The sequence below is a fragment of the Bathymodiolus thermophilus thioautotrophic gill symbiont genome, assembly GCF_003711265.1.
Taxonomy (GTDB): domain Bacteria; phylum Pseudomonadota; class Gammaproteobacteria; order PS1; family Pseudothioglobaceae; genus Thiodubiliella.
This window is the reverse complement of the sequence record NZ_CP024634.1, coordinates 934,359-947,819: the sequence shown is the minus strand read 5'-3', so window position 1 is coordinate 947,819 and position 13,461 is coordinate 934,359. Positions and strand designations below refer to the sequence as shown.

Genomic DNA, 13,461 nt, shown 5'->3' with positions numbered 1-13,461 from the left:
AAATATATTTATAAACGCTTTAACGCTGTGCCAGCATCCAAAGTTGCTCTTGTCATTTCAGCCGCTAAAGCCAATGAAGTGGCTTTTTTAGTATGCCATAAAACCAAACTTGCCGCCAAAACCAAGCCATCATAAAACAACCCTTTTTCACCTGCAAGTGCCGCCTTACCCAAGTCAACGGTATGTTGCGCCAATTTTTCAAGGTCATTTTCAACACTTAACCCCTCAGGGAATGCAATGGCACGCAATGTTTGCTCAATACCGAGCGATTTAGGGTCGATATCCACCCTGCCTTGCTCAGTTGAACCTTGGTAAGAAATCATTAAACCCTTTTGCCGAAGTGAAGGAATAACCCCACCTTCAACGCCACGCACCAACAATGCACTGTCCATACCGCTGGCATTCACCAAATGTGCATAAATCGGTGGATAAGGTTTGTGTACATAGCCCAAAATCGAGTGTGTTGTCTTGCCACGCAACGGTGCAATCAGCGTTTCCACAGTGTTAATCACAGTGCGCTTAATCAGTCTGCCACGCAATGGTACTAAGTCATGCAAACCTCGGCAATAACTGGCTTGGTCAATATAACTCCAGCCAATTGAAGGGGTTTCTAATCGAGTTTTTGCTTGTGCAGTTGAATGGTTAACATCCAAGCCCAAAGCGGCATTAATGTGACGATGTGTTAGCCCAAACTTGGGTGATACACTGTCCAACCCATGAATAACCGTTGGCAATCCAAGATCAGCCAACAATGGTGGTAAAAATGACGACACGGGAATAGAGCGATTATAACCACTATAAGGGTCGCCCAAATCCACCAACTCATCAACTTCAACTTGTTGCCTGTCGCTCTCTGCAAGAATGGCTGCTAAAATGCCTTCATTCTCATCCATGGTTTCTCGTTTCATTCGCAAAGCAATCAAAAAGATAGCCGATTGCACATCGTCAATTTCGCCACGCAATATGCCTTGCATGCCTGCTTTGGCCTCTTCGAGGTCAATATTTTTACTTAAATCAGGCCCTGTTGCTATGCGCTGAATGATTGAATGCATTAATGTTTGAGAAGTTTTCATTGTTTTAAATATTAATATAAATTTTATTATTTTCTTGTTTGACGGGATAAACACGCAAATCATCAACATCCACTTGCGAACTGTCTCCCGTGGTTAAATCAAAACTGAACCCATGTAGCGAACATTTGATTCGATTGCCCTTTAAACAACCTAGTGTTAATTCAATGTCCTCATGGGGGCAACGATTATCCGCTGCATACAATAGGCCATTATTCAGCGTGATAAACACTTTGTTACCCTTGACCGTTGCCTTGAGCATGGTACCTTCTTTGGGTGCAGAATCCAGTGCTTTTACCCACATTAGAAGAAGCTCCAAGTGCTATTTTTATCCAATTGTGCAGAGCACAGCGTTAATTGTCGCTTATATCGTCTGGCATTACTGGCTACTTTTTTGGCAACCCGCTTAAGCCAAGGTTTGCGGTTATGCGTTTTACGATTAAAGCCACCATGACCTTCATGATAAGCAAGATACTGATGATAAGCATTTGTTTTAGAAATACCAGAGAGTTTATTAGACTTATTTATATACCAGCCCATAAAATCTATAGAATCTGCAAAATCACCACGATCAGCATCAGCATTACCCGTACTTTGTTGATACCATTCCCAAGTTGCATCTACTGCTTGTGCAAAACCATAAGCGCTGGTTGGTCTAGTCCATGGCACAAAGCCAAATAATCTACTTCTGGGCGGTTGTGCGTCTGACTTAAAATTCGACTCTTGGTACATAATCGCTAATTGCACATACATAGGTACGCCATATTTTTTCTCACTGGCTTTTGCTGCCTGATACCAACTAACTTCTTCATCTAGCAAGTGGCAAATGTTGTTCACTGTTATCGCAGGTGTTGAAAAACACCCAGAAAGTATCAAGGGGAGTAAAACAACAAATAGCAATTTCTTCATTAAGGACATCTCCAAAAACCCCAGTGCGATTTAGGGGAATTAGAAAATAGTGCATTTTTTAGCCAAAAATGAGGAGAATAGCCCGCTATTTGATGAATTTTTGGATGAAAAAGGTACTGTTTTATACTTTTCATAAATTGTATTGGGGCTTCTGGAAATGCCCTTAACTAAATACCTTATAAATAACTGCAATTTGAGCAATAAATAAAATGGCAAACATAACTTTTACTGTGCCATCCGATAATGACTTAGACTTAGATTCAGTTTTAGGGGTTTTGGCATTTTTTTCCAAAGTAACATGCATTGCCACCCAACCTTTTTCAGAATTCTCAGCATTAAAAACGACACGCGTGCCTACTTTTAAACGAGACTGATTAAAAACATTTTTCTGATGCACAAAATATTGATTACCATTATCACCTGCAATAAATCCATAGCCTTTAGTGCCAAACTGAGTAACCTTACCTTTTATTTTTTTTTCCATTTTTCCTTTTATTCCTTTTTTATTTTTTATGCAAACAATAAGTTGCTTTCTCAACAAAACTAACGCCTGCTTTTTGAAACTTAGGTTCATTTTTGATATCGTTAAAACACTGCAATTGTTGACACTCAAATCCCTCAAAAAGTGAACCCACTTCCGCTTCACTTACCGAAAAAGGAGGTCCATCTATCTGTGATTGCGGATAATGTAGCGTCAACAATAACACTCGGCAACCACTTGGTATTATAGTGTGCGAATGTTGGGCATATTTTACCCTTAAATCCGCAGGCAATGCAATTAACGACCCTCTATCATATACAGCCTCAACCTTGCTTAAATGATCCGCATCAAGATCAAAGTAATCGCCACAAAAAATACGGATATTATCGGCATTATAAACACTGAATTTCTCAGCCTTTTGCACAGTATATGCAATCGCATTTTCGTGGAAAAAAGCCTCAATTGCCAAAGCACTCATCTCCACAGCAATCACTTTATACCCTTGTTTTAATAAATATATCATATCGTAACTCTTGCCACACAAGGGCACAAATACCATTCCGCCTGCCTGCAATTTCAAACTGTCAATAAATTCCACTAACTTGTCATTCGTTACCTCCCTGTGCCAACCTGTCTCTCCGTTTTCCCAGCGCTGTATCCAATCTATCATTGTTATTCTCCTTTATAGTCGTTATCTTTTGTTTTTTGATAGAAACCTTTGTATAAATATGAATAATCATCAAAATCCACTTTTCACTCATTTGGAAATTTTTCTAGAAATACCCGATAGCCCTCCTAAAAAGGGTAAACCCCAGCCGTAGGGGTTTGAAAAAATCGCCAATTAGATTAACTACACAGCAATCCTCTAGGGTAGAAATTGATTTTTGCTAATCATCCATACTTACACAAAGGTCTCTTTATAATATGCAATATGAATATTAAAAGACCTTCTCGTAAAACTCTCATGCAATTTATAATGGTTATTTTAGCTGTTTTTGTGGTTCGTGCGTGGCAACAACAAAATTTAACTACTGGGGTGGCGCCAAGTTTTACTTCCAAAACCCTAAGTGGCGATACTATCAATAGCAAACCTTTGTCCAATCAAGCGCTACTAATACATTTTTGGGCAACTTGGTGTGGTATTTGTGCACTTGAAAATGACAATATTCAGGCACTTAGTAAAGATTACAAAGTGCTTAATATTGCCATGCAATCAGGCACAAATGCCGAGTTGATAAAGTATGCCAATGAACACAATATGCGTCTCGATAATATTATTAATGACAATTCTGGCTCTTTGGCTAAATTATTCGGTGTGCGTGCCACGCCCAGTAGTTTTTTCATCAACCCCAAAGGTCACATTCAGTTTGTTGAAGTTGGCTATGTAACAACGCTTGGCTATAAAATTCGACTTTGGTGGGTTGGCTTATGATTAAAAAATGGCACCCTCAAATTGCCACTTTATTGGCAAACGAATCGGCACAAAGCCTAAAAACTTTTCTACAACAACAAAAACAAGCCCATAAAATCATCTTCCCCCACTCTAGTAATTGGTTTAAAGCCTTTGAATTAACGCCATTTGACAAGGTTAAAGTCGTGATTTTGGGACAAGACCCTTACCATGGCGATGGGCAAGCACATGGCTTAAGTTTTTCTGTGCCTAATGGTGTAGCAACACCCCCTTCTCTAAAAAATATTTACAAAGAATTGGCATTGGACCTTAATATTGGGCCGAATGCCAGTGGCAATCTTGAACGCTGGGCAACACAAGGCGTGTTGTTACTTAATAGCGTTTTAACCGTAGAAAAAAACACCCCCAGTGCACATGCAAAATCAGGCTGGGTGGACTTTACCGATGGGGTTATTGACATTATCAGCGCCCAAAAACAACAGGTGGTATTTTTATTATGGGGTGCGTATGCCCAACAAAAAGCAGCACTGATTGACCATGACAAACACTTGGTTTTAAGTGCCGCTCACCCTTCTCCCTTCTCAGCGCACAAAGGTTTTTTTGGTTGCAAACATTTTTCTAAAACCAACGAATACCTTAAAATGCACAATCAAAAAACAATAAGCTGGTAAAAATGAAATTAATAATAGACGATGCGTGTTATGCATACGAAAAAATATTTGGTGATTTTGGCAATATTACCGCTATGGCTGGGCGTGATATTGACGCCGATTCTGTCAAAAATGCCGAGGTGCTTATTGTGCGTTCTCGCACCCGTGTTGACGAAAAATTGCTGGCAGGTTCGTGCGTTAAATTTGTAGGCTCAACAGTGGCTGGATTAGACCACATTGACCAGCAATATCTACAAGACCACAATATTACATTTTTTTCCGCCCAAGGTTGTAACGCCATGGCAGTGGCAGAATTTGTTATTAGCGCCATTGTTAATTTAGCAGACAAACACGGTTTTGATTATCGCACAAAAACCTTAGGCATTATCGGTGTGGGCAATGTTGGCTCAAGACTTGCCGCTAAAGCCGAATTATTAGGCATTAAAACTCGTCTAAATGACCCGCTACGACAAGACACAGAAAACTTGCCTCATTTTGTGGATTTAAACCATGCGTTAAGCGCCGATATAGTGTCATTCCACACACCCCTTTCATTGACGGGAAAGCACCCTTCTTACCAACTGTTAAACGAAAATAATTTTCATCATATTAACAAAAACACCATCCTTTTTAATGCCGCCCGAGGGGGGGTTATCAAAGAAGAAATTTGGCAAACAACCCACACCCTCGAAAATGTCATTGACTGCTGGGAAAACGAACCCAACATCAACCAAACACTGCAAAAAAATGCATATTGGGCAACGCCACACATCGCTGGACATTCAGTTGATGCTAAATTTATGGGCAGTTTTATGGTGTATCAGGCGCTGTGTGATTTTTTAGGCGTAACACAAGATGAAAAAATTACACATTTAATCAACCCCGGCACCCTGTCCGTCAATCAGGACAACTTAAAAGACACGCTAACAACAATCTACGATTTCCAACAAGACACAAACGCCATTCAAAACCTCAACAATTTTGAAACCTACCGCCGCAACTATCCCGTTCGCTATGAATGGCATCACTACCAAAGCCAAACCAAACTACCCATAGTCTAACCCGTACTCCAACCCCTAGGTCGTCTCATGCCAGAAATCTTACAGGCCTGTTGCACATACCCATAAGGAAACAAAGAAAACAATTTGGCTTTAGCCTCTTTCTTGTTGATATTCAAATCCACACTCATTTGCTTAAAAATATGACGAACATCAGGAATAACCCCTTCTTCGTTATAAAAATCACGCATCAAATCCAGCACCATCCAATGCTCATCATGTAATTCTAAATTTTCCCTTTTTGCCAACTCCATAGCCACATTGCGTTGCCCAACTAAATACCCTTCATTGTCCAATTCAATTACTTTGCCTTCTATTTCCATTCCCTTAGCCTCCGTTAACGATTGATTTGATTTGAGCGAATGCGTCTTTAAGCGTGGTTTGCTTAATCACAGTCATTAACGCCTTAACATCAAATTTATGATGACGCTGTGGCATTACACCCATCTGTGGCATATCCGATAATCCCGATTCAATTGCATGCGCTTTAAACTGGTCGTTTTTCCAGAAAAATGCCCCCGGCATAGTCGTTGGAATAACCACTGCATAAAACAAAATCCGACCCAAATATACTGAGGTCAAAACACTCAGAAAACCAATGCCTAATAACCAAATATTTGGATTGAACATCAAAGCAAACATCAATAGCACATTCACCCCAAGCAATGTATAACGAAGTCGCTCAGTTTTGCCAAAAGTCGTGGTCTGCTCAAAATCTGCCGCCTGCCCTTCGCCAGTTTTTTGATTGGCCTTTTTGTGCGCAACCAGTCCAATACTTTCAAGCACCAAGCCAACTACAGCCACCACAGCCACAAAACTCAACACCTTAGGATTAGCACCAAACACCGACAACAGTACAGCAAACAACAAACCGCCCAAACTAAGCATAGTGCCATAAAACGCCGTACCCGTTTGCCAATGATTCCAAAATGCACGCGCAGGAATAAGATACAATTTCATCATATAATACGAACCCAACACCAACCCAAAAAATGCCACTCCATAAGCCATTGGCAACAGAAAATCCAATGACAATATTTGCACGACAAGCATTGCCATTAACCCCATAAAGAACAAACTCACCCCCGCAATTTCTCGACTCACTGGCGAATGCCTAAGATTATAAAATCCACGATAAAAAAACTGTGGCTTGCCAAGATGCATATTCAATGTAAACAACCCATACCCCAACAAAACCAACAACACACTTAATACAAAAATACTAGGACGCTCAACCAACCCCAACAAATCCAATGCCATCACCCACATAGTCGCACCCATCACCGCTTGCGCACAAATGGTAAAAATCGCATGCGCATTTTCGTGCGAAGCAAACAATTTGTCCAACCCCCAATGCTTTTGATGACTGTGCTTCTTATTGTCAAGCATAGATCGAAATTCACCTTCATCAGTTTTGTGATATTTAATAGGCATCCCATCAGGACGCGTCATATCTCTCTGTGTGTCTTTAGTTTGCTGAAAACGAATATTGGGATGGGTAATATCTGTCGTGGGAAAACCGGGTATATTGGTTTTTGCCTGCTCACGATTTTCTGGCACATTGTCAATCACACCAAAATCCAACGCATTACCCAAACACGCCGCCACACACGCCGGCTTTAACCCCACTTCCAATCTATCCACGCACATATTACACTTGGAAACCACCCCTTCAACCGGATCAAGTTGCGGCGCATTATAAGGACAAACCCAAGTACAATACCCACAACCAAAACAAATATCCGGGTCCTGCAACACCGCCCCATATTCCGCAAATTTGGTATAAGCCCGTGTCGGACACCCCTTTAAACAAACCGGATTATCACAATGATTACACGCCATCGAAATATTTAACCGCTGATAATTAGGAAATGACCCCCCTTCCACAAACCCCACCGAACGAAACGCCAAATGCGACGGCACATCATTTTTCTCACTACACGCCGACTCACACGCATGACAACCAATACAATTATCCGCATTAAAATAAAAACCATGCTGCTTATAACGGTTCGGATTATCCCCAATCTCACCATCCCCATTAATATTCAAACTAACCTCTCGACGAATATCATCCTTAGTAACCGTTTCTATACTGTCACCATACACATTATTATTCTTAGTTTCCTTGTCCCAAAGTTTTGCGTATTGGGGCTCGTTTTTTCTTGTTTTAAACATAGTTTTCCTTGTTTACTATTTTGTAGTTTTTGTAACAATAAATATTTTCTATCACGATTTTGATTTAATTTAAGCTTTTCTTTTTTTGATAATTATTCAAATTGGTGAATCCAATGTTTTTGATTACTATTAAACCAAAACTTATGCCTCTCTGAGGTTCCATCTAATTTTTTGCATCATGTTTTTTCTTTACCCACTAATTTATCAATTTTCATAACTTCACCGCTATGAATATTTTTATCAAACTTTTTCAAGCGTTGTTTTAAACTGATTATTTGCATAACCACTTTTTTGTTGTTGTTTAACTTGATCCCCATAATTCTAAAACTTCCGCATTTCCATACTCAACTTCGCAGCGGCGGCTTGGTCGTCGATTTTTTCAATGCGGATGGCTTGTTGTTTGTAGGCGGGTTGGCGGGAGTGGGGGTCGAGTAGTCCGAGGGTGAGGCGGTTGGCGCAATCGTGGAAGTGGAAGGGGAGGAAGACCATATTTTTGCTTACTCGTTGGGTGAATTTTGCCATGACGATGGCGTCGCTGCGGCGTGAAATTAGGCGTACATAGTTGCCATTTTCGATGTTTAGGTCAAGGGCTAAATCGGGGTTGATTTCGATAAAGGGGATGGGACTGAATTTGTTGTTGTTTGCCACTTTGCCCGTTTTACTGCGACCATGCCAATGTTCGATTAAGCGGCCTGTGTTGAGCCAAATGGGGAATTTTTCATCGGGTATTTCGTTGTTTTCGATATAGGGCAAGGGAATGAGTTTTGCTTTGCCGTCGGGGTAGCGGAATTCGGCGGTTTTGGTGTAAATGCGTTTGCCGCCTGCGGGTGGTGCTTCGTTGTTTTCGACTTGTGTTTGTGTGTAGGGCCATTGGATACCGCAATTTTTTTCAATTTTGGCATAACTCATACCGCTAATATCGCATAAACGATCAACGGATAGTACTTTCATTTCTTCAAAAGTTTCTTCGGTGGTTTGAGGGAAATGCACTTTGTTTTGTGGGTTAAAGCGTTTTGCCATTTCGTTAAAAATCCAAAAGTCGGCTTTGGATTCTCCGGGGGGTTGCATAATGGGCTTGATTAAATTAACACGGCGTTCGGTATTGGTCATAACGCCTGATTTTTCTGCCCAAGTGCCTGCGGGTAAAAAAACATTGGCATATTGATTGCTTTCGGAATCAAGGTAGCAATCTTGCACTGCACAAAATTCAAGTTTTTCCATGGCTTTGCGAATGCGGGCGGTATTCGGTAGTGAGGATAAGGGGTTGGTGGCAATTAGCCAAATGCCTTTAATCTCGCCAGTTTCAATGGCACGATAAATATCGGTTTGAAACATACCGCGTTTTTTTGGCAAAAAATCTACCTCAATATTCCAAAATTTTGCCATTTCTTCACGGTCGCTTTCATTTTCCAGCAAACGATGATTAGGCAAGCCTGAGCAAGATGACCATTCTCGTGTGCCCATCGCATTACACTGCCCGGTAATTGATAGGCTGGTGCCGCCTTTTTTGCCGATGTTCCCAGTAATCAGTGCAAGGTTATTAATGCCTACCACGCCATCTGAGCCGTGTGTGGATTGGTTAATACCCATTGTCCAAATCTGCATTGCTGCTCCTGCTTTGGCAAATAGGCGTGCTACGACACGAATGGTGTCCTCATCAATGCCGCAAATTTTGCTTGCTGTTGTTGGGTCGTATTTGTCTGTTTCGGCTTTAAGTTTGTCGAAATCATTGGTATTTGCTGCGATATAGTCGATATCGTGTAGGTTTTCAGAAAAAATAACATACATCATGGCATTCATTAAAACAATGTCGGTACCCGGTGTAATTGGCAGATGAATATCGGCATTTTGTGCCAACATAGTAACACGGGGGTCAATTACAATTAGGGGGAATTTGCGTTTTTCTTGGGCTTCTTTCATACGCCAATAGATAATCGGATGTTGTTCTGGTAAGTTTGAACCCCAAGCAATTAAACAATCTGTATGTTCAAAATCCTCATAACAACCCGGAGGCCCGTCTGAACCGAATGAACGCTTGTAGCCCGATACCGCAGATGCCATACACAAAGTGGTGTTGCCGTCATAATTGTTGGTGCCAATTAATCCTCTGGTGAGTTTGCCCAAAGTGTAAAACTCTTCTGTGAACATTTGTCCAGTGGAAATAATGGCAAAAGCATCGCGTCCATATTTTTTCTGAATGGCTTTAATGTTTTCTGCAGTGGTGTCTAAAGCTTCATCCCACGAAGTTGGTGCAAAATCCTGATGCCAATGCTGGCGTATCAACGGTGTATCTCCGCGTCCAACAGAATCAAATAATTCATGCTCCATAATGCCTTTAAGGCACAATTTTCCACGATTCACATCCGCACCCGCTGCGCCACGCGAGGAAACTGCTTTGCCATCAGCATTTAAGCCCACTTCAATTGAACAACCTGTGGAACAATAACCACAGGTGGCGTACTGCCAATCTACAACTTTTTTATCTGTAATTTTAATTGGGTTTTTTTGTGTTCTGCCAAATAACATATTTTCTCCTAACGAACCAATAATAACAATAAAACAATATTGAACGAAAACGATAAAGCGATTAACAAGCGATAGGTTTTCGACGCAACTTCGGGTTTAAGCACTTCTTTTGTGCTAAATAACGCCTGATTAGGGTGTGACAAATCATATAAAAATTCGCTCAACACTTCATAGCGTTCTGTTTTGTTTAAGCAACAGGCTTTTTGCACTGCACCATCCACCCAAATCGGCACATGGGGGTCGTATTTGAGAATGGAATTGTACAACAATTTAGATACTTTTTTATCCGTTAAATTCTTGTCTAATTTGTCTTCATAAGGCAAACACCCTGCCAACATTTCATAGACAATCACACCCAAACTAAACTGGTCGGATGCTTGCGATACTTCATCTTGTAAAATGGTTTCAGGTGCGGTATAACCTTGTGTGCCTTGATTATTTCTAGTATTAATGGGGCTTATTAATTCCACCACACCTGCAATTTTGGCAGAACCAAAATCAATCAATTTGATTTGCCCAATCTCATCTATCATAATGTTTTCTGGCTTTAAATCACAGTGCAGCATTTCTTGCCTGTGAAATGCTCTAATACCGCTAATAATTTGCTTGACAATGCTCAACACCACATCCATATCTGGTGATGGATTTTCATCTATCCATTGTCTGAGCGTTTTGCCTTTAATGTATTCCATTGCATACGCAAGGAATTTATCTTGGGCATTGGATTTGTGAATTTTAACCACATTTGGGCTTTGAATACGCTGCCCAACCCACTGTTCATACATAAAGTATTGTAAATATTGGGTGTCATCTTCAAAATTAACCGATGGTGTTTTTAGCGCAACCCATTCCCCTGTGGCAATATTTTTTGCCAAATACAATTGAGTTTTTGCACTAGACACCAATAACGACGCTACTTCAAAGCCGTTAATTTTCATACCTTTGTTCAAATCAGGTGGCACGGGTTTTTGGGTTAGTTCATCAAATGCTTCATCTAAATTCTTCTCAGGCAATTGTTGCACTTGGCAAATCATGGCTGAAATGTTGTCTTGAGAGCCGGCTTCCATGGCTTTTTTAACCAAATCTTGGCAACTGGATTGTTGCTTTAAGCACGCTTGCAAAGTTTCTTTGTTCAGCACATCATGCACACCATCGGTGGTCAATAAGAACAAATCTTGTGCTTGCATATCAAAAGTTTGATAGTCCACGCTGACCCTTAAATCAAAGCCGATTGCTCTGGAGAGATAAGTTTTTTTCTTATTAACATTTAACACATGGTCTTTGGTTAACTGCGTTAATATGCCATTACGATAACGATAAATACGAGAATCACCCACATGAAAAATATGCGCCGTATTGGATTTGGCAATAAAAACACTGAGCGTTGACAACATTGAAGATTCTTCGCCTGCACGAATAGATTGCGAATAAAGCCAATTGTTAAGCGCTGAAATGACCTTAACCGCTGCATGCTCTGTACTCCAAGAATCTGGTGTTGAATAATAATCACTCAAAAAGCCTTTTACACAGCAACTGCTTGCCTCAGATGCCCTATCGCAAGCACTCACACCATCTGCCATAACGCTGGCAATGCCTTTGTATTCTAGGGCTTGATTGTCTGGCGTATGATAGGCGCAGGCATCTTGATTTTCAGATTTAACGCCTGCGATAGAATGAGAATTAACGGTAACTTTCAACTGTTTCATTTTAATTCAGCTTGATTATCTCAACTGTGCCGTCATCTAAAATTTCCGTCATATGTCCTTTTGGCTCTTCCAAGAAAACCACAATTAATATCAATACAATGCCGCTCACAATGCCAATTAACATAAAGAATTGGTCGTAATCCACCAAAGAGTTTACCGTTAAAAACATCACCGCACCAACATTGCCAAACGCACCTGCCATACCTGCAATTTGCCCAGTTAAACGCCTTTGAATAAGTGGTACCATTGCAAATATAGCCCCCGATCCTGCCTTAGAAAAGATACCGCCTGCAATGGTTAATGCAATCACTGGGTAAATTGACCAACTTTTATCCACGGTGCCCAAGGCTAAGAAACTTAAGGTAACACCTGTGAAAACCACCATTAAAATGAGTTTTCTGCCATATTTATCACTTAAATAACCGCCACCGGGTCGTGCGAATAAATTGATAAATGGATAAACACCTGCCAACAATGCCGCTGTGATTTTAGGCAATTCAAACCAATCAACATAAAACATCGCAAGAATTGACACCACTGCCAATTCTGTGCCGAAAGTGACCAAATAAGCCCAGTCCAAAATAGCAACTTGCTTAAATTTATAACGGTGCTGTTTTGGCACACCAGCCTTTAAATGCTCGGCATTTAATTGCCAAGTTTTCAACACTTGAAAGGCAAATATAATACCCAATGTTACATAGACACTCATCTCTACAGTTGATGAAATCATCCCCATTGCCTTAGGTGATAACTTCCATGTTAATAACGATAAGGCAAGATATAGTGGTATATTCATCGCAATATAAAGTGCCAAATCAGCATAACTGCTGACCTCCATGGCACCTGATTTTTTTGGCTTAAAATAAGTAGAGCCTTTTGGTGTATTGGTTACGCTAAAGTAATAAAAGATGCCGTACGCAATCGCCATAAGACTGGCCATAGTAATGGCATAACGCCAGCCATCAGCATCACCAAAACTACTGGCAATAAAAGGCAAAGTCACTGCCGCACCAGCAGAACCAAAATTGCCCCAACCTCCATAAATGCCTTGTGCAATACCTGTTTGCTTCGCTGGAAACCATTCAGAAATCAATCGAATACCAACCACAAAGCCAGCGCCAATAAAGCCCGATAAAAATCGCAATAATGCCAGTTGTTCATAAGTTTGCATCCAACTAAAGGCAATAGATATCATGCCACCTAGCACCAAAATAGAGGAAAACATAATCCTAGGACCGAATTTATCCACCAACATCCCAACCACAATTCTGGAAGGAATTGTCATTGCCACATTCAAAATCAGCAATACTTTGGCTTGTTGTTCGCTCAATCCCAATGCATCACGAATAAAGGGCATCATTGGCCCAAGACTGAGCCACACCATAAATGACATAAAAAAAGCAAACCAAGTTAGATGTAAAATCCGATATTTACCTTTAAATGAAAATAAATTTAATTTGTCTTCCATTGTT

Annotated in this window: 13 protein-coding genes; 3 read left to right on the top strand and 10 right to left on the bottom strand. The window is 40.6% G+C overall.

Translation table 11 applies throughout. The features are described from left to right. Window positions 1-8: 8 nt before the first annotated feature. From MS2017_RS03480 to MS2017_RS03460, 5 genes are all read right to left on the bottom strand, one after another. Window positions 9-1,073, bottom strand: a complete 1,065-nt coding sequence (locus tag MS2017_RS03480; RefSeq protein ID WP_071564036.1) for an anthranilate phosphoribosyltransferase — start codon at window positions 1,071-1,073, stop codon at window positions 9-11. Between the two features lie 4 nt (window positions 1,074-1,077). Beyond that, window positions 1,078-1,374: a Rieske (2Fe-2S) protein gene (locus MS2017_RS03475; RefSeq protein ID WP_071564035.1), complete on the bottom strand. Its 297-nt coding sequence runs from the start codon at window positions 1,372-1,374 to the stop codon at window positions 1,078-1,080. Next, the gene (locus MS2017_RS03470) at window positions 1,374-1,979 is read right to left on the bottom strand and encodes a transglycosylase SLT domain-containing protein (protein ID WP_071564034.1); all 606 of its coding nucleotides are present in this window, start codon (window positions 1,977-1,979) and stop codon (window positions 1,374-1,376) included. Before MS2017_RS03470 ends, MS2017_RS03475 begins: the two co-directional genes overlap by 1 nt. A gap of 163 nt (window positions 1,980-2,142) precedes the next feature. Then, window positions 2,143-2,520, bottom strand: coding sequence for a cold-shock protein (locus tag MS2017_RS03465; protein ID WP_241156957.1), 378 nt, complete (start codon window positions 2,518-2,520; stop codon window positions 2,143-2,145). Next, window positions 2,483-3,130 (bottom strand): thiopurine S-methyltransferase, encoded by a 648-nt coding sequence (locus MS2017_RS03460; protein WP_071564033.1) that lies wholly within the window; start codon window positions 3,128-3,130, stop codon window positions 2,483-2,485. The genes MS2017_RS03465 and MS2017_RS03460 overlap by 38 nt, the downstream gene beginning before the upstream one ends. Window positions 3,131-3,424: 294 nt before the next feature. Here MS2017_RS03460 and MS2017_RS03455 point away from each other — a divergent pair, with 294 nt between their 5' ends. Genes MS2017_RS03455 through MS2017_RS03445 form a run of 3 tightly spaced genes read left to right on the top strand, consistent with a single transcriptional unit; the run spans window position 3,425 to window position 5,582 of the window. Continuing rightward, window positions 3,425-3,892, top strand: coding sequence for a redoxin domain-containing protein (locus MS2017_RS03455; protein ID WP_241156956.1), 468 nt, complete (start codon window positions 3,425-3,427; stop codon window positions 3,890-3,892). Next, on the top strand, window positions 3,889-4,542 hold the full coding sequence (ung, locus tag MS2017_RS03450) for a uracil-DNA glycosylase (protein WP_122951275.1): 654 nt from the start codon (window positions 3,889-3,891) through the stop codon (window positions 4,540-4,542). The genes MS2017_RS03455 and ung overlap by 4 nt, the downstream gene beginning before the upstream one ends. 2 nt (window positions 4,543-4,544) lie before the next feature. Beyond that, window positions 4,545-5,582: a 4-phosphoerythronate dehydrogenase gene (locus MS2017_RS03445; protein ID WP_122951274.1), complete on the top strand. Its 1,038-nt coding sequence runs from the start codon at window positions 4,545-4,547 to the stop codon at window positions 5,580-5,582. Here MS2017_RS03445 and MS2017_RS03440 read toward each other — a convergent pair. The 5 genes from MS2017_RS03440 to MS2017_RS03420 form a co-directional block, all read right to left on the bottom strand. Continuing rightward, the gene (locus MS2017_RS03440; protein WP_122951273.1) at window positions 5,579-5,902 is read right to left on the bottom strand and encodes a TusE/DsrC/DsvC family sulfur relay protein; all 324 of its coding nucleotides are present in this window, start codon (window positions 5,900-5,902) and stop codon (window positions 5,579-5,581) included. The genes MS2017_RS03445 and MS2017_RS03440 overlap by 4 nt on opposite strands. A 4-nt stretch (window positions 5,903-5,906) precedes the next feature. After that, window positions 5,907-7,757 (bottom strand): DmsC/YnfH family molybdoenzyme membrane anchor subunit, encoded by a 1,851-nt coding sequence (locus MS2017_RS03435; protein WP_122951272.1) that lies wholly within the window; start codon window positions 7,755-7,757, stop codon window positions 5,907-5,909. A 321-nt stretch (window positions 7,758-8,078) separates the two neighbouring features. Beyond that, window positions 8,079-10,283, bottom strand: coding sequence for a molybdopterin oxidoreductase family protein (locus tag MS2017_RS03430; RefSeq protein ID WP_122951271.1), 2,205 nt, complete (start codon window positions 10,281-10,283; stop codon window positions 8,079-8,081). 8 nt (window positions 10,284-10,291) lie between these two features. Continuing rightward, window positions 10,292-11,989, bottom strand: coding sequence for a bifunctional protein-serine/threonine kinase/phosphatase (locus MS2017_RS03425; RefSeq protein ID WP_122951270.1), 1,698 nt, complete (start codon window positions 11,987-11,989; stop codon window positions 10,292-10,294). A 1-nt stretch (window position 11,990) separates the two neighbouring features. Beyond that, entirely contained in the window at window positions 11,991-13,457 is a 1,467-nt protein-coding gene (locus tag MS2017_RS03420; protein ID WP_071564875.1) for an MFS transporter, read from the bottom strand. Window positions 13,458-13,461 lie beyond the last annotated feature (4 nt).

Excerpts from the sequence above, each read along its gene's own strand:
- MS2017_RS03480 (WP_071564036.1), bottom strand. The coding sequence starts at position 1,073 with ATGAAAACTTCTCAAACATTAATGCATTCAATCATTCAGCGCATAGCA.
- MS2017_RS03475 (WP_071564035.1), bottom strand. The coding sequence starts at position 1,374 with ATGTGGGTAAAAGCACTGGATTCTGCACCCAAAGAAGGTACCATGCTC.
- MS2017_RS03470 (WP_071564034.1), bottom strand. The coding sequence starts at position 1,979 with ATGAAGAAATTGCTATTTGTTGTTTTACTCCCCTTGATACTTTCTGGG.
- MS2017_RS03460 (WP_071564033.1), bottom strand. The coding sequence starts at position 3,130 with ATGATAGATTGGATACAGCGCTGGGAAAACGGAGAGACAGGTTGGCAC.
- MS2017_RS03455 (WP_241156956.1), top strand. The coding sequence starts at position 3,425 with ATGCAATTTATAATGGTTATTTTAGCTGTTTTTGTGGTTCGTGCGTGG.
- ung (WP_122951275.1), top strand. The coding sequence starts at position 3,889 with ATGATTAAAAAATGGCACCCTCAAATTGCCACTTTATTGGCAAACGAA.
- MS2017_RS03445 (WP_122951274.1), top strand. The coding sequence starts at position 4,545 with ATGAAATTAATAATAGACGATGCGTGTTATGCATACGAAAAAATATTT.
- MS2017_RS03440 (WP_122951273.1), bottom strand. The coding sequence starts at position 5,902 with ATGGAAATAGAAGGCAAAGTAATTGAATTGGACAATGAAGGGTATTTA.
- MS2017_RS03435 (WP_122951272.1), bottom strand. The coding sequence starts at position 7,757 with ATGTTTAAAACAAGAAAAAACGAGCCCCAATACGCAAAACTTTGGGAC.
- MS2017_RS03430 (WP_122951271.1), bottom strand. The coding sequence starts at position 10,283 with ATGTTATTTGGCAGAACACAAAAAAACCCAATTAAAATTACAGATAAA.
- MS2017_RS03425 (WP_122951270.1), bottom strand. The coding sequence starts at position 11,989 with ATGAAACAGTTGAAAGTTACCGTTAATTCTCATTCTATCGCAGGCGTT.
- MS2017_RS03420 (WP_071564875.1), bottom strand. The coding sequence starts at position 13,457 with ATGGAAGACAAATTAAATTTATTTTCATTTAAAGGTAAATATCGGATT.